Annotated in this window: 17 protein-coding genes and 1 pseudogene; 10 read left to right on the forward strand and 8 right to left on the reverse strand. The window is 70.9% G+C overall.

Annotation, left to right across the window (positions count from 1 at the left end):
- Positions 1–6 precede the first annotated feature (6 nt).
- Positions 7–795, reverse strand: coding sequence for a helix-turn-helix transcriptional regulator (locus tag QM720_RS09330; protein WP_415125860.1), 789 nt, complete (start codon positions 793–795; stop codon positions 7–9).
- Between the two features lie 126 nt (positions 796–921).
- On the opposite strand from QM720_RS09330, the gene QM720_RS09335 reads away from it, so the two are divergent.
- Positions 922–1,716, forward strand: coding sequence for a class I SAM-dependent methyltransferase (locus tag QM720_RS09335; protein ID WP_415125862.1), 795 nt, complete (start codon positions 922–924; stop codon positions 1,714–1,716).
- Positions 1,717–1,775: 59 nt separating this feature from the next.
- The gene (locus tag QM720_RS09340; RefSeq protein ID WP_415125864.1) at positions 1,776–2,249 is read left to right on the forward strand and encodes an OsmC family protein; all 474 of its coding nucleotides are present in this window, start codon (positions 1,776–1,778) and stop codon (positions 2,247–2,249) included.
- A gap of 185 nt (positions 2,250–2,434) precedes the next feature.
- Here QM720_RS09340 and QM720_RS09345 read toward each other — a convergent pair whose 3' ends face one another.
- Together QM720_RS09345 and QM720_RS09350 are read right to left on the reverse strand one after the other, a co-directional pair.
- Positions 2,435–3,277 carry a type IV toxin-antitoxin system AbiEi family antitoxin domain-containing protein gene (locus QM720_RS09345; protein ID WP_415125866.1) on the reverse strand — a complete coding sequence of 281 codons (843 nt, stop codon included), beginning with the start codon at positions 3,275–3,277 and terminating at the stop codon, positions 2,435–2,437.
- A 258-nt stretch (positions 3,278–3,535) separates the two neighbouring features.
- Positions 3,536–4,312, reverse strand: a complete 777-nt coding sequence (locus QM720_RS09350) for a lysophospholipid acyltransferase family protein (protein WP_415125868.1) — start codon at positions 4,310–4,312, stop codon at positions 3,536–3,538.
- Between QM720_RS09350 and QM720_RS09355 the strand changes: the two genes are divergently transcribed.
- The 3 genes from QM720_RS09355 to dxr all read left to right on the forward strand — a co-directional run bounded on the left by QM720_RS09355 (position 4,299) and on the right by dxr (position 6,687).
- The gene (locus tag QM720_RS09355; RefSeq protein ID WP_415125872.1) at positions 4,299–4,457 is read left to right on the forward strand and encodes a hypothetical protein; all 159 of its coding nucleotides are present in this window, start codon (positions 4,299–4,301) and stop codon (positions 4,455–4,457) included. The genes QM720_RS09350 and QM720_RS09355 overlap by 14 nt on opposite strands.
- Positions 4,454–5,437, forward strand: a complete 984-nt coding sequence (locus tag QM720_RS09360) for an FKBP-type peptidyl-prolyl cis-trans isomerase (protein WP_415125874.1) — start codon at positions 4,454–4,456, stop codon at positions 5,435–5,437. The genes QM720_RS09355 and QM720_RS09360 overlap by 4 nt, the downstream gene beginning before the upstream one ends.
- A gap of 167 nt (positions 5,438–5,604) precedes the next feature.
- Positions 5,605–6,687, forward strand: a complete 1,083-nt coding sequence (gene dxr, locus QM720_RS09365; RefSeq protein WP_415125876.1) for a 1-deoxy-D-xylulose-5-phosphate reductoisomerase — start codon at positions 5,605–5,607, stop codon at positions 6,685–6,687.
- Between the two features lie 11 nt (positions 6,688–6,698).
- Here the strand turns inward: dxr and QM720_RS09370 are convergent, their stop codons facing one another.
- The 3 genes from QM720_RS09370 to QM720_RS09380 form a co-directional block, all read right to left on the reverse strand.
- A complete protein-coding gene (locus QM720_RS09370) occupies positions 6,699–8,270 on the reverse strand; it encodes a Mur ligase family protein (protein WP_415125878.1) in 1,572 nt (523 codons plus the stop codon).
- 86 nt (positions 8,271–8,356) lie between these two features.
- On the reverse strand, positions 8,357–9,043 hold the full coding sequence (locus tag QM720_RS09375) for a DUF1775 domain-containing protein (protein ID WP_415125880.1): 687 nt from the start codon (positions 9,041–9,043) through the stop codon (positions 8,357–8,359).
- Positions 9,044–9,075: 32 nt separating this feature from the next.
- Positions 9,076–9,648: a hypothetical protein gene (locus tag QM720_RS09380; protein ID WP_415125882.1), complete on the reverse strand. Its 573-nt coding sequence runs from the start codon at positions 9,646–9,648 to the stop codon at positions 9,076–9,078.
- Positions 9,649–10,044: 396 nt separating this feature from the next.
- Here QM720_RS09380 and QM720_RS09385 point away from each other — a divergent pair, with 396 nt between their 5' ends.
- Positions 10,045–11,352, forward strand: a complete 1,308-nt coding sequence (locus QM720_RS09385; protein WP_415125884.1) for a M50 family metallopeptidase — start codon at positions 10,045–10,047, stop codon at positions 11,350–11,352.
- 136 nt (positions 11,353–11,488) lie between these two features.
- On the opposite strand, the gene QM720_RS09390 is transcribed toward QM720_RS09385, so the two are convergent.
- Together QM720_RS09390 and QM720_RS09395 are read right to left on the reverse strand one after the other, a co-directional pair.
- Entirely contained in the window at positions 11,489–13,411 is a 1,923-nt protein-coding gene (locus tag QM720_RS09390) for a chorismate-binding protein (protein ID WP_415125886.1), read from the reverse strand.
- A gap of 156 nt (positions 13,412–13,567) precedes the next feature.
- Positions 13,568–14,823: pseudogene (locus QM720_RS09395) on the reverse strand (low temperature requirement protein A).
- A gap of 44 nt (positions 14,824–14,867) precedes the next feature.
- Here QM720_RS09395 and ispG point away from each other — a divergent pair.
- From ispG to QM720_RS09415, 4 genes are all read left to right on the forward strand, one after another.
- Positions 14,868–15,998, forward strand: a complete 1,131-nt coding sequence (gene ispG / locus QM720_RS09400) for a flavodoxin-dependent (E)-4-hydroxy-3-methylbut-2-enyl-diphosphate synthase (protein ID WP_415127876.1) — start codon at positions 14,868–14,870, stop codon at positions 15,996–15,998.
- A complete protein-coding gene (locus QM720_RS09405) occupies positions 15,998–16,384 on the forward strand; it encodes a VOC family protein (RefSeq protein WP_415125888.1) in 387 nt (128 codons plus the stop codon). Before ispG ends, QM720_RS09405 begins: the two co-directional genes overlap by 1 nt.
- Positions 16,385–16,646: 262 nt before the next feature.
- Positions 16,647–17,105 (forward strand): SRPBCC family protein, encoded by a 459-nt coding sequence (locus QM720_RS09410; protein ID WP_415125890.1) that lies wholly within the window; start codon positions 16,647–16,649, stop codon positions 17,103–17,105.
- 106 nt (positions 17,106–17,211) lie between these two features.
- Complete coding sequence (locus QM720_RS09415) at positions 17,212–17,835, forward strand: GNAT family N-acetyltransferase (protein ID WP_415125892.1); 624 nt, start codon at positions 17,212–17,214, stop codon at positions 17,833–17,835.
- The last annotated feature ends 146 nt before the right edge of the window (positions 17,836–17,981 follow it).

Genomic DNA, 17,981 nt, shown 5'->3' on the forward strand with positions numbered 1-17,981 from the left:
TCTCGATCAGAGAGATTCCGACGAAGTGCCGGTGATCCAGAGCGTCATCCGGAGGCCGTCTTCGGGGAGATAGAAGACCTCGTGTCGCCGGGCGACGATGCCTTTGCCTGTGCGGATGTGTGTGATCGATGTTCTTCTTCGCTCGACGAGGTGCCCGCTCCACCATTCCGCGAACAGTGGACTCCGGGCCTGGAGCTCCGTGACGAACGTGTGCAGTTCGGGGTCCTGAAGATCGTCCGCATTCGCCGCTCGGAGGTGAGCGACGGCGCCACGCGCGATCTCCTCCCATTCGACGAAGATCTGTTGCGCACGGGAGTCGGTCATGAGGTACCGAAGTGTGTTTCGGTCCTGCGGCTCTCTGTCGGCGAATCCGCTGTACAGATCGAGCCCTTCAGCATTCGCCGCCACCATGTTGCTCAGCCGGTCGAGGACATACGCCGGGTTGGGCCGGACCGCCGTGACGATCGCCGTCATGCGTTCTCGCAGCAGTCCCGCGTCATCCCGCTGGCCTCGAGCCGTCAACGGGTGGGGGCCGCGGAGGCGATAGAGATGCTCGCAGGCATCGGGTGGGAGGCAGAGCACGCGTGCGAGCGCATTCAGCACGGAGTCGCTGGGGTGCGCCTCCCGTCCCTGCTCGAGACGCGTGTAGTAGTCGACGCTGATCCCGGATGCCGCGGCGACCTCCTCTCGCCGGAGCCCGGTGCTACGGCGGCGGTTGGCGTCGTCGTGATGGGGTGGCGCCAAACCTGCGTCGGTGCGGCGGGCGCGAAGGAATTCGCCGAGCTCGTTGGGCATGGGGAGATTCTCGCTCACGCGAGGGTGGGTGTCGGACTCCTATGAACAACCCGGTCTTCTCGCCCCCACCGAATCCGGGAAGTCTCGTTGAGTGAAGATCTGTCTGCGACATCCCGAGGAGACCCCATGACGGTGTACACCCACGGTTACGACGAGTCCGTGCTGCGCTCCCATCGTTCCCGCACGGCGGAGAACTCGGCCGCGTACCTCCTCCCGCTGTTGAAGCCCACCGACCATCTCCTGGATGTCGGCGCCGGCGCCGGAACGATCACTGCCGATCTGGCAGAGATCGTCCGCGACGTCACGGCAACCGAGATGGGTCCGGACGAGCTCTCGATCACCCGCGCGACTCTGGCCGAGCGAGGCGCAGGCAACGTCGACTTCCGCGTCGCCGACATCCACTCTCTTCCCTTCGCTGACGCGGTCTTCGACGTCACCCACGCACACCAGGTCCTGCAGCACGTCGCCGACCCGGTCCAGGCACTGCGCGAGATGGCTCGAGTCACCAAACCTGGCGGTGTCGTCGCGGTCCGCGACAGCGACTACGCCGGGTTCTGCTGGTGGCCGGAGATTCCCGCGCTGGACACCTGGCTACGCCTCTACCGGACCGCTGCCAGGGCCAACGGCGGTGAGCCGGACGCCGGGCGCCGTCTGCTGTCCTGGGCCCATGCCGCCGGTCTCGGCGCGGCGACCGCTACGTCGAGCACGTGGTGCTACGCCACTCCCGCAGAGCGCGCGTGGTGGGGCGGGATGTGGGCCGATCGGATCCTCAATTCAGCGATCGCGCAGCAGCTCACGAGGTCTGGCCTGGCAACCCCCGACGATCTGCGGGAGATCAGCGATGCGTGGAAGGAATGGGCCGAGCACGAGGACGGCTGGTATTCGGTCCTTCACGCCGAGCTCATCTCCCGCGTTGAGTAGGCGGAGTCGCCTGAGTTGCGCGCCGCCGTCGTCCCGTGAGGCCCGCCTAGACTGGCCGCATGATCGGGGAGCACCGTTATGCGCTGAGCAGCCGCTGGACCGGTAACCGCGGCACCGGCACCAGCGGGTACCGCGACTACGACCGGTCGGTCACGATCTCGATCGACGGCAAGCCCTCTGTCGACGTCTCCAGCGACCGGCCGTTCCGCGGAGACGGGTCGAAGTGGAACCCCGAAGACCTCCTGCTGGCGGCGCTGTCGGAATGCCACCTGCTGTCATACCTCCACGCGTGCGTGCAGGCGGGCGTCGTCGTCGTCTCGTACGACGACGAGGCGACCGGAACGATGGTCGAGGACGGCCGGGGCGGGGGAGCGTTCACTGAGGTGATCCTGCATCCGCGGGTCGTCGTGGCGGACGACGCGATGATCCCCGCGGCGCTCGCCGCCCACCACCAGGCGCACGAGTGGTGCTTCATCGCGAACTCGGTCAACTTCCCGGTGCGCCACGAGGCGACGGTCCGTGTTGCTGAATGACATGTGGAGACGGGGTTGCGGCACGTCCCGAGCCGCGGGCTCCCGTTCGTGTCGCAAAAGCAGGGCGAAGTGGGCCATGCGGCGCCGCCAGGCGGCCGCCAGTGCGTTTCAACCTGCTTTTCACACACAGACGCTGACGGCAACAGGCCGGTCTGACCGCACCGTGCGGTGAAGGGGCGACGCAGTCAGCGGTGGCGACTGGCGAGAAGACCGGCGATTGCGGCGCGTACTTCGCCGGCGTGCCACATGATGTCCTCGGCGATCGGCCGGTACGTGGCATAGCCGAGGACGGCCGCGTGCTGATCGCGTCGTCGGTCGCGCTTCTGTTCCGGCCATGAGGAGTGGTGGGCTTCGCTGTCGCACTCGATGATGAGCCAGCCGTCGACGACGAAGTCGACCCTGCCGACGCCGACGATCACGACCTGGACCTCGAAGCCACAGCCGAGCGAACGCAGGATGAGGCGCATCAGTGTCTCCGGCCCCGACTCGGCGCGCCCGTCGAGCAGGCGTCGCAGCCGCCGGAACCGGCGCGGCAGTGCGCCGAACAACTCTTCGAGGTCATCCGCCGGCAGCACGCCCAGATGCAGGGCGGAATCGATCGTGGCTATCGTTGCCCGTGGGGGTTGGCACAGCACGGCCTGCCGGACGGCATCGATGGGTTCGACGCTCAACGATCGCGGGTGCGGCTCGCGAACGAGCCGTTCGCGATGAACTCTGCCGTTCATCGGCGACGTGCGCAGCCTGGCGGCCTCGGGATCGACATGCACGTGCCTGTCGGCGTGAGAGAGCACAAAAACGCCACGGCGTTGCAGCTCGGAGACACACGCGAGCCGTGCTCGTGTCGCACCGGCCGCAACACACTCGGCGTCGGCATCGGGCGCGCAGAAGGCACCCTGCCGCACACGCGTCAGCCGGCCTTGTGCCACCGCTGCACGCAGATCGCGGGCGCGCCAGCCGGCCGCCGCAAGGTCGCTGGTGCGCAGTAGGCGCGGGCCATCACCCTTGTTGCCACCGTCCAGATCGACCATGCCTTCAGCATCGCCTCGTCGGCGGACCTCCGGTGGCCAGATACCCATATCTGTGGACAGTTTCGGAAATCGGCGGTCTGGGGAGGAGGTGTTGCATCGGCCGGACCGACGGATGCTGAGACGACAAGCCGTCCGAAAAGCAGGGTGGATGGGGCCGAAACGTCGTCGAGACTGTTGTAGACGCCGTTTCGGCCTGCTTTTCGCACACGAAGGCCAGCGTTCGCACCGGATGGGGCGCAGCGGGCGGCCGGCGTGGACTCAGCGGCGCTCGTGCGGAAGGACCTGCTTGAGCCGCTCGACCGGGTTCGCGGCGGGGGACTCGTTGTAGGCGTTCGCGAGCTCCTGTCCGGAGAGGGCGTGGATGGCGGCCATGATCTCGTCCGTCGCCAGGCGCCGGGCTCTGCCCGACTCGGCCGGGCCGTGGTGCGACAGGTCGATCGGCTCGCCGAAGCGCACCGTGACGCGCGGCCGCATCCGCGGGAACTTCGCCCCCACCGGCATGATCTCGTTCGTCGCGACCAGCCCCACCGGGATCACCGGCGCGCCGGTCTGCAGCGCGAGGAAGGCGACGCCGGTGCGCCCCTTGTACAGCCGTCCGTCGAGAGAACGGGTGCCCTCGGGGTACAGCGCGGTCGACCAGCCCGCCTCCAGCATCCGTCGCTGCTGATCGAGGGCGTCCAGCGCCGCTTGCCCTGCGCCGCGCTGCACGGGGAAGGCGCCCACGGCGGAGAAGAACTCGCGCGAGAACCAGCCCTTGATGCCCTTGCCGTCGAAGTAGCTCGACTTCGCGAGGAAGCGCACCGGGCGGGGCGCGGCCATCGGGATGACGAACGAGTCGATGAACGACAGGTGGTTGCTGGCGAGGATCACCGCGCCTTTACGGGGGAAGTTCTTGCGCCCCTCGATGCGTGGCCGGTAGACGAGGCGGGCGAGCGGGGCGAGCACCCAGCGGCCGAGCACATACGTCACGCCGATGCCGGGCACGACGCCGCTGTCCTCGCCGCCGTTTTCGGGTACGGGCGTGGCATCGGTCACCCATCGAGGGTACTCCCGGATTCATGCCTTCGTCGGCATGACCGCGCTGCACGTTTTCGCTGCGGCATCCGCGCTGGGCGTGCGCTCCCAGGCGGCGCAGAAGAAAATAGGCGAGGATGGAGCGATCCCTTCCCTTCACCTGTGAGGTCTTCCGTGCGCCTGCGCCCGTTCGCCGCCCTGTCCGTCGCCGCCGTGTCGGCCCTCCTGCTCGCCGGCTGCTCCGGCCTGGGAGGGGGAGGCGCGACGGCGAGCGCGGACCCGACCGAGACCGCCGCCGTCGACCTCTGCGACGCGGCCGCCGCCAGCGGTCCGGTTTCCGAGGCCGTGACCGTCACCGGCGACGTCGGCACCGCGCCGACGGTGAGCTTCGACACGCCGATCGCCGCCGACGGGCTGACCCTCGAGCGCACCGTCACGGTCGAGGGCACCGGCCCTGAGCTCACCGCGGGCGACTTCGTCGGATTCGCCTACTCGATCTACGACGGCACGACCGGCGAGCTCCTCGAGCAGGCCGGCTACGAGCAGGGCACGATGCTTCCCCAGCAGATCTCGGCCGACAGCGGCGGCACCCTCTTCGGCTGCGCGACGGTCGGCTCCCGCCTGACCGCCGCGTTGGCCACCAGCGACGAGACGACGCCGACCGCGGTGTACGTCATCGACGTTCTGTCGATCGTCCCGACCGCCGCGTGGGGAGAACCGCAGGAGCCGGTCGCCGGGATGCCGACGGTCACCCTCGCCGACGACGGCACGCCGACGATCAGCATCGACACCTCGGCGACCCCGCCCGCAGAGACCGAGGTCGCGACGCTCAAGAAGGGCGACGGCTACACCGTCGCCGACGGCGACTACGTGCTGATCCAGTTCCGCGGCGCGCGCTGGTCGACCGGTGAACTGTTCGACGGCGGCGACACCTGGGACGGCGGCACGCCGTATTCGGGTCAGACCTCCGGCTTCGTCGCCGGCTTCTCGAAGGCGCTCGTCGGCCAGACGGTCGGCTCGCAGGTGCTCGTCGTGATCCCTCCCGCCGACGGCTACGGCGAGGGCGAGATCAACACGACCGACCTGACGGGCGAGACGCTCGTGTTCGTCATCGACATCCTGGGCGCGCAGACGGCGACGCAGTAACCCGCCGCGCGATGACCCGTCGCGCGATGACCCGTCGCGCGAGACAGGAGATTCACCCGGAACAGGACGTGTGATCGTTCCAACGTCCTGTATTCGCGTGATCTCCTGTTCTCGTGCGGCGGCCGGCGCCGCGGATGCCGGCAGCGGACCGCGGATATGCTGACGGCATGCGGCGCGTCCTGATCCTCGGCTCCACCGGCTCGATCGGGACGCAGGCGCTCGACGTCATCCGCACGCGCCGCGACCGGTTCGAGGTCGTGGGGCTCGCCGCGGGCCGCGATCGCCAGGCGATGGCGGCCCAGGCCGCCGAGTTCGGCGTCGCGCACACCGCGCTCGGCGCGGTCGAGGCCGAGCAGCTGGTGCGGGGCGTCGAGGCCGACGTCGTGCTCAACGGCATCACCGGTTCGGTGGGGCTCGGCCCGACGCTCGCGGCGCTGGAGTGCGGGCGCACCCTCGCCCTGGCGAACAAGGAGTCGCTCATCGTCGGCGGCGACCTCGTGACGGCGCTCGCCGCACCCGGACAGATCGTGCCGGTCGACTCCGAGCACTCCGCCATCGCGCAGGCGCTGCGCGCGGGAACGGATGCCGAGGTGCGCCGGCTCGTGCTGACCGCCTCCGGCGGCCCGTTCCGCGGCCGCTCCCGCGCGGCGCTCGGCGCGGTCACTCCCGCCCAGGCGCTCGCGCACCCCACGTGGGACATGGGTCGTGTCGTTACCACCAACTCGGCGACACTCGTCAACAAGGGGCTCGAGGTGATCGAAGCGCACCTGCTGTTCGGCGTCGGCTACGACGAGATCGACGTCGTCGTGCACCCGCAGTCGATCGTGCACTCGATGGTCGAGTTCACCGACGGTTCGACGATCGCCCAGGCCTCGCCGCCCGACATGCGGCTGCCGATCTCGCTCGGCCTCGACTGGCCGCACCGGGTTCCCGGCGTCGGCGCACCGCTGGACTGGACGGCGGCGCAGTCGTGGACCTTCGAGCCGCTCGACGACGACGCCTTCCCCGCCGTGCGGCTGGCCAAGCAGGTCGGCCGGGCGGGCGGCACCTATCCGGCCGTGTTCAACGCGGCCAACGAGCAGGCCGTCGATGCGTTCCACGAGGGGCGGCTGAGCTTCCTCGGCATCCTCGACACCGTCGCTCGCGTCGTCGATGCGCACGAGGCGCCCGCCGCGCTCACCCGCGACGCGCTCGCCGAAGCGGAGCGCTGGGCCCGCGCGGAAGCCGACGCGGCGATCGCCCGCGCGTGACCGGCGCTGCGTCACCAACCGGCGTCGTGGAGCGCGTCCAGCGCCAGTTGCCGCGGATTGTAGGGGTGGCGCACGCCCCGGATCTCGCGGTGATCCTGATGGCCGGGGCCGAACCAGAGGATGGCGTCGCCCTCGCCGACGAGCGAGACGGCCTTCACGATGGCGTCTTCGGGCGGCGTGATGTTGTACAGGCCACCGGGCGGGGGCGCCTGCACGGCGCCGGAGTAGAGCCCGTCGCGGATGACGGCGGCATCCTCCCACCGCGGGTGGTGGTCGGTGACGATCGCGATGTCGCTGTTGCGTGCCGCGGCCAGGCCCATCGCCGGACGCTTGGTCGTGTCGCGTGATCCGTCGGCGCCGAACATGATCAGGAGCGTGCCGGGAGTCTGCCGCCGCACCGCCTGGGCGGTCATCTCGAAACCGTCGGGCGTGTGCGCGAAGTCGAGGTAGACGGTGGGTCCGCGACCCGTGGTGACGATCTCGGTGCGTCCCGGAAGCACGCCGCGGATGCCGCCGTCGCGCTCCAGCACGGCGACGATCTCGTCCCACGTGGCCAGCCCTGCCTCGAGGATCATGACGATCGCGAGCCCCGCGTTGGCGACCATGTGCGGCCCCGTCACGGGCACCGTCGTCTCCAGATACCGGCCGTCGGGGCCGCTGAGCGCCATGCGAGACGCGTTGATGGCCTCTTCCGGCATGTGCACGGTCCACTGCGCGGTCGCGGCGAGGTCGGGGTCGACCGCGATCTGCGGCGTCGCGATGGTCACGACGGGGATGTCGGCGTGGTCCACGACGGCGCGGCCGGCCGGCGTGTCGAGCGAGACGACCGCGCGGCGTGCGCGGTCGGAGCGGAACATCTGCAGCTTGCCGGCGAGGTACTCGTCCATGTCGGCGAAGTCGTCCATGTGGTCGTACTGCAGGTTCGTGAACCCGGCGACGTCGTAGACGACCCCGTCGACGCGGTGGCGCACGATCGCCTGCACGCTCACCTCGAGCGCGACGGCGCGCACGCCGCGCTCTTTCATATGGGCGATCAGCGCGTGCAGCTCGGTCGATTCGGGCGTCGTCAGCCGTGCCATGATGACGTCGCCGTCGATGTGCCGCCGAGCCGACGACGACATTCCGGACGGGATGCCGAGCTGCTGCAGCAGCGCGTCTTGCAGGTGCACCGTCGAGGTCTTGCCGTTGGTCCCGGTCACTCCGAGCAGCACCGGCATGGCCTCGTCGTTGCCGTACACCCAGGCCGCGAGGTCGGCGAGGCGGGCGCGCGGGTCGTCGACCACGACGATCGGCACGCCGGCATCCGCGGCGATCGCCGCGCCGGCCTCGTCGGTGACGATCGCCACCGCTCCGCGCGCGACGGCGTCCGCGGCGAACCGGGCGCCGTGCTCGCGGACACCGCGGATGCCGACGAACACGTCGCCCGGTCGCAGGTCGCCGGTGGCCAGCGTGATGCCGGTGAGCACGACGTCGTCGGCGTCGCCGGGGTGGGCGACACCGTGCAACTGGACTCCGCTACTTGTGCCGAGGCGCGCCACAAGATCGGCAAGCCGACGCCGTGGCGGATGCTCGGGACGAAGCACGGGTGGGAGTTTCGAACCGGAAGTCATCTCCCAGTATCCTCCCACCTCATCCTATGAATGGCGTGAGTAGTGGCGATATATCGCCGTCAGGCTCTGCGCCGGCGGCCGGTCACGGCGACCACGAGGGCGGCGAGGCCCGCCACCAGCGCGCCGCCGCCGAGCCATCGCGCGACCGGGTCCGTGTCGCCGGTCGTGGCCGCGTGCGCGTCGGCGTGGTCGGTCGACGCCTCGCCGTGGCCGTGCTCGTCGGTGGCCGCGACGGCGCCGACCGTGACGACGGGCGCGGGGGTGGCGAGGTCGTCTTCGGTCTGCCCGTCCGCGGCGACCTGTGACCAGTCGGTCTGGCCGGCCACGCACGTCTGCCGCACCGGGAAGACCACCGACGTGTGCGCCGCCGTCGACGCGAAGATCACGTCGAGCGCGACGGATGCCGCGATCCCCGACTCGACGGGCTCCACCGCCGTGTAGGTGACGCTCGTCGGGATGCCGTCGGAACCCACCTCGCGGGTGATCGTCCAGGCGCCGTCGAGCACGGGCGTCGCGCCGTCGATGCCGTCCGGGATCGTGACGACGATCGACGTCGTGGGGGAGTCGTCGCAGCCGTGGCTGAACGAGAAGGTGAGGCGGGTCGTGGTTCCGGCATCGGATTCGTCGGGCGTCACGTGGACATGCGCCGAAGCGGCCAGGGGCATGCCGACGGCGAGGACGGCGCCGGCGAGGACGCCGAGGAGCATGCGCGTGCGCGTGCGCGCGCGCGAGGTCGTACTGGTCATGGGTTCTCTCTCTGTGATGGTGGGGTCGGTGCTCAGCGGGCGAGCACCGGCGGACCCCGCCGGGTGAGGGAGAGAAGTGGCACGCGCACCGGCACGACGTCGAGGCGCGCGGTCGCGGGAGCGGTGAACGAGGGCGGCGGTGTCGGCGCCGGCATCCGCCCGAGGAGCCGGACGATGCCGTGCGCGAGGGCGGCCAGCATCCGCTCGCCCCACGCGAGGATCGCGGTCGTGACGATCGCCGCCGTCGCGTGGCCGATCGTCATGGGGTCGGCGCCGGGCAGCGCTGCCGTCGCCTCGAGCACCGCCCCGCCGTGCACATGGCCGATCGCACCGAGCTCTGCCGGGCCGACGGCGGCGAACGCGAGGTGCAGCCCGCCCTGCGCGACCGCGACCACGGCCGCCAGGCGCACGATGCTGCGGCGGCGGCCGACGAGGGCGACCGCGAGGGGAGCGGTCAGCGCCGTCACGGCCAGCACGAGCCAGGGCGGCGGCGCGCCGCCGCCGGAGAGGGTGTGCGCCGTCGCGGCGAGCATCGTGGCGATGGATGCCGCGGCCACGCCGCGCAGCGCACGGGTGCGCCGCGCGCTCGACCGGCCGGCATCCATGGTCACGAGCCTAACTGCCGCCCCGCTGCCGCGCGTCGGCGCCGTGCGGACCTGGCGGCATCCGGGGTTATGGGGCCGGGTGGGCCCGGATGTTGCCAGCTTGGGGTGTGGTGCTGCTGTGGAGTTGGCGGTATCCGGGGTTATGGCGCCGGGTGGGGCCGGATGTTGCCAGCTTGGGGTGTGGTGCTGCTGTGGAGTTGGCGGCGTCCGGGGCTCCGCGCGCGGCGATGGCCGTGGTTTGCGCCGGATGAGGCGTCAGGCCCTCTTCATCCGTCGCAAATCGCGGCCACGCGCGGGTATAGCCGTGGTGTGGGACGGATGAACGCCAAGTCGCGCCCGTGTGGCGGACGCCGTGGCTCGGCAAACTCAAAGCGGGCGCCGGTAGCGTGGGCCGACGTGACGGTCATCGCCTTCCTCATCGGCGTCGTGCTGCTGGTCGTCGGGCTCGCGGCATCCATCGCCCTGCACGAGCTCGGCCACCTGCTGCCGGCGAAGCGGTTCGGGGTGCGCGTCGGCCAGTACATGATCGGGTTCGGGCCGACGCTGTGGTCGAAGCGGTTCGGCGAGACCGAGTACGGGGTCAAGGCGATCCCGCTCGGCGGCTACATCTCGATGGCGGGGATGTACCCGCCGTCGCCACGCGCCGCGGACGGCGCCGACGGCAAGGCCGGCGGCGGATTCTTCGCGACGATGGTGCAGGACGCCCGCACCGCCAACGACGAGACCCTCGCGGATGCCGCGGAGCATTGGGCGTTCTACGAGCTGCCGGTGTGGCGGCGTGTCGTGATCATGCTCGGCGGGCCGGTCATGAACCTGCTGTTCGCGATCGTGCTGTTCGCGATCGTGTTCAGCGGCATCGGCGTGCAGACGGCGACGACGACGATCGCGTCGGTCAACGAGTGCGTGCTGCCGGCCGACTCCACGCAGACCGAGTGCGCCGCCGACGACCCGGCGTCGCCGGCGGCGGCGGCCGGCGTCCTCCCGGGCGACGAGATCGTGTCGGTCGACGGCACGGCGGTGGGAACCTTCGCCGAGGCGTCGGCGATCATCCAGGCCGCGCCGAACCGGACGCTCGATCTCGTGGTGCGCCGGGACGGCGCGGAGCAGACGCTGCACGTGACGCCGATGCTCGCCGAGCGTCAGGTGCTCGGCGCGGACGGCGAGGTGACGACCGCCGAGGTCGGGTTCGTCGGCATGACCGCCCAGGTCGCCTACGTCGCGCAGCCCATCTGGTCGGGTCCGGAGGCGGCGATCGCGCAGGCCGGGCAGGTCGTCGGGATCATCTGGCAGCTGCCCGCGAAGGTGTACCAGACCGCGGCCGACATGGTCACCGGCGCCGAGCGCGACCCGAACGGCCCGCTGTCGGTCGTCGGCGTCGGCCGCCTGGCCGGCGAGGTCGCCGCGACCGATGCACCGATCCTGAACCGCGTCGCGGGGCTGCTGACGCTGCTGGGGTCGCTCAACATCGCCCTGTTCGTCTTCAACCTCATCCCGCTGCTGCCGCTCGACGGCGGGCACATCGTCGTCGCCCTGTGGGACGGCCTCAAGCGCGCGTGGGCGAAGCTGACCGGTCGTCGCGCGCCGCGACCGGTGGATGCCACCCGGCTCGTCCCGGTCACCTTCGTCGTCGTGATCGCGCTGATCGGCATGAGCGCGGTGCTGATCCTCGCCGACATCGTCAACCCGGTGAACCTGTTCGGCTAGCGAGCGTGAGTCCGCGCACGCTCGCGTGCGCACTCACGGCGGGCGCGGCGCCGTCGACCCCGTGCCCTCCTGTCGAGCCTGCCGGTTGGACGCGGTGTGCAGGAGGCAGGGTCGTGCGCAAGCGGCGGGGTCGACGTCAGCGCGCGTCGTCGTGAACCGGCGCACCCAGGGCGTGGGCGACGAGGCGCTGCAGCGTGTGCAGGCCGTCGCGCGACAGGATCGACTCCAGGTGCCCCTGGATCGACGCGTAGCCCGGCCCCTCCAGTGCGTAGACGTCGCCCGTCACCGAGTCGGCGGCGATGCGCGCCTCGCCCTGCGCGGTGGTGCCGGGATCCACCCGCGCCGTGAAGGTGTTGTAGAAGCCGATGGATGCCGGCTCCCCGAACACGTCGATCGACTTCTGCAGCCCCTGGTGCGGCGCGGCCAGCGGTGCGAGCGCGATGCCGAGCCGGTCGGCGAGTATCTGGTGGCTCAGGCACACCGCCAGCAGCGCCCGCCCGGCATCGAGGCGGGCGCCGACGACGCGGCGCATCGCCGCGATGCGCGGGCTCGCCTCGTCGCGCGGGTCGCCGGGGCCGGGGCCGGCGACGACGAGGTCGGCGGCATCCAGGGTCGCGGCGCCGGCCGCGTGCCACGGGACGATCTCGACGGCGAAGCCGAGGTGGCGCAGCTGGTGGGCGAGCATCGTCGTGAAGCGGTCTTCGGCGTCGACGACGACGGCGGTGCGTCCCTTATGGGGGCCGTCGGCCTCACCGCCGGGCGCGTGCTGCGGGTTCAGCCAGAACGGCGCGAGGCGTTCGTTGCGCGCCGCCAGCAGGGCCCCGATCTCGGGGACGTCGGCCAGGCGCCTCGGCGCGGCGGTCGGGGCGTCTTCGTCAGCCGCGGCGGCTTCGGCGGCCTCGTCGCGCGGGATCGCGCCGATCGCGCCCAAAACGCCGGCCGCCTTGCCGTGCGTCTCGCTCACCTCGCCATCGGGGTCGGAGTGGCGCACGAGCGTCGCGCCGACGGGCACACGCAGCGTGCCGTCGACGAGATACGCCGTCCGGATGAGGATGGGGGCGTCGAGGTCGTGGGTGCCGGCATCCGTCGGGGTGAACAACGCCGCCACGCCCGAGTAGTACCCGCGCGGCGCGCGCTCGTGGCGGCGGATGACGGTGCACGCGTTCTGCATCGGCGAGCCGGTGACGGTCGGGGCGAACATCGTCTCGCGGAGGATGTCGCGCGGGTCCATCGTGCTGCGGCCGCGCAGCATGTACTCGGTGTGCGTGAGGCGCGACATCTCCTTGAGGTGCGGGCCGGTGATGCGGCCGCCGTCGCTGCACACGGCCGACATCATCTTGAGCTCTTCGTCGACGACCATGAACAGCTCCTCGGTCTCCTTCGTCGAGGAGAGGAACTCGGTCAGCGTCGCGGCGGTCGCGCCGCCCGCGGGATGGCGGAAGGTGCCGGAGATGGGGTTCATCGTGACGACTCCGCCCGCGGCGCTCACGTGCGCCTCGGGGCTCGCGCCGACGGCGAGGTGGCCGGGCGTGGACACGAGGAACGTCCAGTACGCGCCGCGCTCGTGCTCCAGCAGCGCCCGGAACCAGGTGAGTGCGGCGGTGAGCGGGTCGACGTCGACGGATGCCGTGAAGTCACGCCGGATGACGAAATTCGCGCCCTCGCCGCGCCCGATCTCGTCGGCGATGACACGGCGGACGATGTCGGCGTAGTCGGCGTCGGCGATGTCGAAGCCGGCATCCGTCAAGGGAACGGGGGCGGTCGGCAGGGCGGCGAGCACCTCGCTCAGGGGGAGGTGCTCGTGCGCGTCGACGACGAGGCAGCGCAGCGGCGCCTCGTCGTCGTGGCACTCGAAACCGCGCTCGACGATCTGACGGTAGGGGACGAGGGCGAAGACCTCGCGGGGGGTGCCGGCGGTATCGGTCAGGGGGATGTCCGCCAGCAGCGGCACGTCGACGACGTCGCCCGTGAGCAGTTCGACCGTCTGCCCGTCGCGCGCGATGAGCGCGAACGGGCGTCCGGAGTGCACGACGCGGGTGAGGGCGGGGCTCGGGGTCATCGCCGGGCCTTTCGTGAGGTCGGGCGGGCTCGTCGTGGCACGAAAAGACCGCCTCTGCGGGCGGTCTTCGTCAGGTTTGCGAACACACCGCCTCAGCGGGTGGGCCACCACGTGGTGTTCGCGAACATGCCGCCACGATAGCAGACCACGTACGCCTCAGACGCCGAGGCGTTCCAGGTCGGCCTCGGACTTGCGGTAGCCGACGGTCTCGTGGCCGACGACCACCGTGAGCGGGGCGAGGGCGACGACGACGATCGTCGTGCCGAGGGTCGCCCCGGCGGCCGATGCCGCAATCGCGATGGCGACGATGGCGAGGGCGGCCACCAGCATCCCGAGGTGGAAGGCGTCGAAGCGGCGCACGAGCAGCTCAGACAGCACCGACAGCATGACGAGGAACACGATGACGGGAACCGCGACCGTCCACAGGGCGAAGGTGGCGTCGATCTCGTGGGCCTCATGGGCCAGCACGTTGGCGGCGACGTGCAGCCCCGCGCCGACGGCGGCGACCGAGCCGAAGAGGACGATGTGGAGGTATCCCCACCAGAACGAGCGCTCGCGATAGCGGTGCAGGACGCGCCCGGAGGGGACGATGAAGTACGCCCACCACATGCCGAAGGCGAGCAGCGTGCCGCCGAAGGCGACGAGCACGGCCTCCACCGACCAGCCGTGCTCCTGCACGACGGCGGAGATGGCGAGCACGGTGCCGGTGATGACCTCGCCGAGCGTGATGATGACCAGCAGCGAGTAGCGCTCGGCGATGTGATGCGCGTGCCATGGCGTGCCGCGGGTGCCGTCCGTTCCACCGTCGCCGCGGCGTTCGGCGACGACGGGGACGGCCATCTCGAACACGCTCAGCGCCATCATGAGCCCGAGCGCGACCGGTACCGGGGGATTTGCCAAGACGACGGCGATCCAGCCGACCTGCGCGATCCCGAGCCCGGGGCGTAGGTGAGGGCGATGCGCGAGCGCGCACGGTCCTGCCGGGCGGCGCGCAGCCAGAGGGCGATCGTCGCGACGCGCATGACGATGTAGCCCGCGACCATGACCGCGTTGTCGATGTGCTCCCCGGCATCCAGGGAATGGAAGAAGGCGGGCAGCCCGAGCGCCATGATGAGCACGCCGACCATCTCGACGAACACCGCGACGCGGTACGCGACATCGTCGGTGTCGTAGGCCGAGGCGAGCCAGGAGAGGTTGATCCACGCCCAGGTGACGGCGAACACGGCGATCGCGAAGCCCGCGATGGCCGTCGTCGTGTGGCCCTCTTCGAGGTAGTGCGCAGCCTGGCTCGCGGCCTGCGCGAACGCGATCACGAACGTGAGGTCGAACAGCAGGTCGAGCGGGGTGGCCGTGCGGTGCTGCTCGTGCGGGTCGCGTCCGGTCATCGGGACCAGCACACGGGGAAGTGTCATGTCTGCAAGCGTAGGCTGGTGCGGTGCCAGCAGTGAACCTCGGGATGCCGCGCGTGCCGGACATCCTCGCTCCCCGCCGCAAGAGCCGTCAGATCAAGGTCGGCAAGGTGCTCGTCGGCGGCGACGCGCCCGTCAGCGTGCAGTCGATGACGACGACGCCGACGACGAACATCAACGCGACGCTGCAGCAGATCGCGGAGCTGACGGCATCCGGCTGCGAGATCGTGCGCGTCGCCGTGCCGTCGCAGGACGATGCCGACGTGCTGCACATCATCGCGGCGAAGAGCCAGATCCCGGTGATCGCCGACATCCACTTCCAGCCGAAGTACGTGTTCCAGGCGATCGACGCCGGGTGCGCTGCGGTGCGCGTGAACCCCGGCAACATCCGCAAGTTCGACGACCAGGTGGGCGAGATCGCGCGGGCGGCCACGGCGGCGGGCGTGTCGCTGCGCATCGGCGTGAATGCGGGGTCGCTCGACAAGCGCCTGCTGGAGAAGTACGGCAGGGCGACGCCCGAGGCGCTCATGGAGAGTGCCGTGTGGGAGGCGTCGCTGTTCGAGGAGCACGACTTCCACGACTTCAAGATCTCGGTCAAGCACAACGACCCGATCGTGATGGTGAAGGCCTACCGGTTGCTCGCCGAGCGCGGCGACTGGCCGCTGCACCTGGGGGTGACCGAGGCGGGGCCCGCGTTCCAGGGGACGATCAAGTCGGCGACCGCGTTCGGCATCCTGCTGTCGGAGGGGATCGGCGACACGATCCGGGTGTCGCTGTCGGCGCCGCCGGCCGAAGAGGTCAAGGTCGGGCACCAGATCCTGCAGTCGCTGAACCTGCGCGAGCGGACGCTCGAGATCGTGTCGTGCCCCTCGTGCGGGCGCGCCCAGGTCGACGTGTACACCCTGGCCAACGACGTGACCGAGGGGCTGAAGGACATGACGGTGCCGCTGCGCGTGGCCGTCATGGGCTGCGTCGTCAACGGGCCCGGCGAGGCGCGCGAGGCCGACCTCGGCGTCGCGTCGGGCAACGGCAAGGGCCAGATCTTCGTGAAGGGCGAGGTCATCAAGACCGTGCCCGAGTCGGAGATCGTCGCGACCCTCATCGCCGAGGCCAACCGCATCGCCGACGAACTGGGGCCTGACGCCGCCGTCGGCACGGCGCAGGTCGTCACCGTCTGATGGCCGGCCTCCACCACGTGGAGCTGTGGGTCGCCGATCTCGCGGCGGCGCGCGCCGAGTGGGGCTGGCTGCTGGAGCGCCTCGGCTGGACGTTCGACGGTTCGTGGGCCGAGGGATCGACCTGGGTCGCGGGGGAGACCTACCTGACGATCACGACGTCGCCGAACCTCCGCGGCGACGTGCACGACCGGCGGACGCCGGGGCTGAACCACCTCGCCTTCCACGGCGGCGCGCGCGGCGAGGTCGACGCCCTGATGTCGGAGGCGGCGGAGCACGGCTGGCGGCCGCTGTACGCGGATCGCTATCCGCACGCGGGCGGCCCCGACCACTACGCCGGCTGGCTGGAGAACTCCGCCGGGTTCAAGGCCGAGGTCGTCGCGCGCTGAGATGCACGGCAGCCCGTTCGCTCGGTGCGCGGGACGTTCACCGCCCTGTCACGGCCGCGCGACGTGCCAAACGCAGGCTGAAACGGCCGTTCGGGCCGCCGGAGGCGCCGGAAAGCGCATTTCACCCTGCTTTTGGCACACGATCACGCGGCAGCTTCTCGCGGTTCGAGCGCGGGTGCGGGGGAAGTAGCCGGCATCGGCGCTCGAAGGCAGGCGTCAGAGGTGTCGGGTGCCCTCCGGCGGGCGTGCGAGCATGGTCCTCATGCCCACCCGCACGCTGCTGGGCGAGTTCGCGCTCGCCGCCTCCGCCCATACCGTGTTCGACCACGTGCGCGATCCGCAGAGCTACGTCGGGCTCTCGCCCCTCGTCGTGTCGGTGGGCGACATCGAGGAGATCGCCGACGGATACCGCTACCGCGCCGTCGAACGCGTGCCGATCGTGGCGGGCTGGACGGTCGACAACCCGCTCGTCGTGACCCTGTTCGCGCGTCACGAGGCCGACGCCTACGTCGTGCATGGCGAGGTGGTGAGCCCCGGCGGCATCCGCGTCTGGTACCGCTACGACATCACGGCAGACGGCGAGGGATGCCGTGTCCGCGACGAGGTGGTCCTCCGCACCCCGTGGGGGCTCGGCCGCTTCGCCGCCGCACGCGCCCGCGCCGTGCAACTCGCCCGCCCCAGCGTGCTGGCGCAACGGCTGACGCCTATAGTGGGCACATGACGTCGAGATGAGCCGTTTCGCTCACTTCACCCACCCGCGATCCGCCCCCCAGAATGCTGTTCTGTGCTGTTCTGCCGCGCGGTCGCTCTCGACGATCGGAACCTCTGTGACCACCTCTTCCGCACCTTTCGCGGTGCGCGTCTACCACCCCGCGGATGAGCGCAGCTGGCTGCGCTGCCGCGTCCTGTCCTTCCTCGACACCCAGTACTACGACGACGTGCGGCCGCGCAGGGTCGACCTCGTCGAGCCCGCGATCGCACTCGTCGCGGTCGCGCCGTCGGCGGAGGTCATCGGCATCCTCGACATCGAGATCGACGGGGATGCCGCCACCATCGACACCGTCGCCGTGCACCCCGACCATCAGCACCTCGGCATCGCGACGGCGCTGCTCGACGCGGCGCTGCCGCAGCTGGGCGCCCGAGGCGCCACGACCCTCGATGCCTGGACGCGCGAAGACATCGCCGCGAACCGGTGGTACCTGGGCAACGGGTTCGTCGAGAACTTCCGATACCCGCACGTGTACCTCTCCGACGGCGACGACGACCGGGGGTTCCAGACGCCCGACGGCCTGAGCACGCCGGTGACCGCCTACCTGCACGGCAGGATCGACGACGAGGCCGAACTGCGCGCGCGATACCGGCGCGTCTACATCTGCCGGCAGTACATCCGGTCGGTGAGCGGGACGGTCACCGCTCCGTCACGGCCGCGCGACGCGCCAAACGCAGGGTGAAACGGCCGTTCGGGGCGGCTGAGGGGCCGGAAAGCGCATTTCACCCTGCGATTGGCGCACGATCGTGCGGTAGCGGCCGCCCCCGGTGCGCACGACCGAGACGCACTTCGTCTTCGGGCGGGGCGGGGGCGGGGGCGCGGCGGGGC

The sequence above is a fragment of the Microbacterium sp. genome (assembly GCF_047602155.1).
In the GTDB taxonomy this organism is placed as follows: Bacteria; Actinomycetota; Actinomycetes; order Actinomycetales; family Microbacteriaceae; genus Microbacterium.

What these genes read in the sequence shown, in the direction of transcription:
- QM720_RS09330 (WP_415125860.1), bottom strand. Translation starts at nt 795, where the DNA reads ATGCCCAACGAGCTCGGCGAATTCCTTCGCGCCCGCCGCACCGACGCA.
- QM720_RS09335 (WP_415125862.1), top strand. Translation starts at nt 922, where the DNA reads ATGACGGTGTACACCCACGGTTACGACGAGTCCGTGCTGCGCTCCCAT.
- QM720_RS09340 (WP_415125864.1), top strand. Translation starts at nt 1,776, where the DNA reads ATGATCGGGGAGCACCGTTATGCGCTGAGCAGCCGCTGGACCGGTAAC.
- QM720_RS09345 (WP_415125866.1), bottom strand. Translation starts at nt 3,277, where the DNA reads ATGGTCGATCTGGACGGTGGCAACAAGGGTGATGGCCCGCGCCTACTG.
- dxr (WP_415125876.1), top strand. Translation starts at nt 5,605, where the DNA reads ATGCGGCGCGTCCTGATCCTCGGCTCCACCGGCTCGATCGGGACGCAG.
- QM720_RS09375 (WP_415125880.1), bottom strand. Translation starts at nt 9,043, where the DNA reads ATGACCAGTACGACCTCGCGCGCGCGCACGCGCACGCGCATGCTCCTC.
- QM720_RS09380 (WP_415125882.1), bottom strand. Translation starts at nt 9,648, where the DNA reads ATGGATGCCGGCCGGTCGAGCGCGCGGCGCACCCGTGCGCTGCGCGGC.
- QM720_RS09390 (WP_415125886.1), bottom strand. Translation starts at nt 13,411, where the DNA reads ATGACCCCGAGCCCCGCCCTCACCCGCGTCGTGCACTCCGGACGCCCG.
- ispG (WP_415127876.1), top strand. Translation starts at nt 14,868, where the DNA reads ATGCCGCGCGTGCCGGACATCCTCGCTCCCCGCCGCAAGAGCCGTCAG.
- QM720_RS09405 (WP_415125888.1), top strand. Translation starts at nt 15,998, where the DNA reads ATGGCCGGCCTCCACCACGTGGAGCTGTGGGTCGCCGATCTCGCGGCG.
- QM720_RS09410 (WP_415125890.1), top strand. Translation starts at nt 16,647, where the DNA reads ATGCCCACCCGCACGCTGCTGGGCGAGTTCGCGCTCGCCGCCTCCGCC.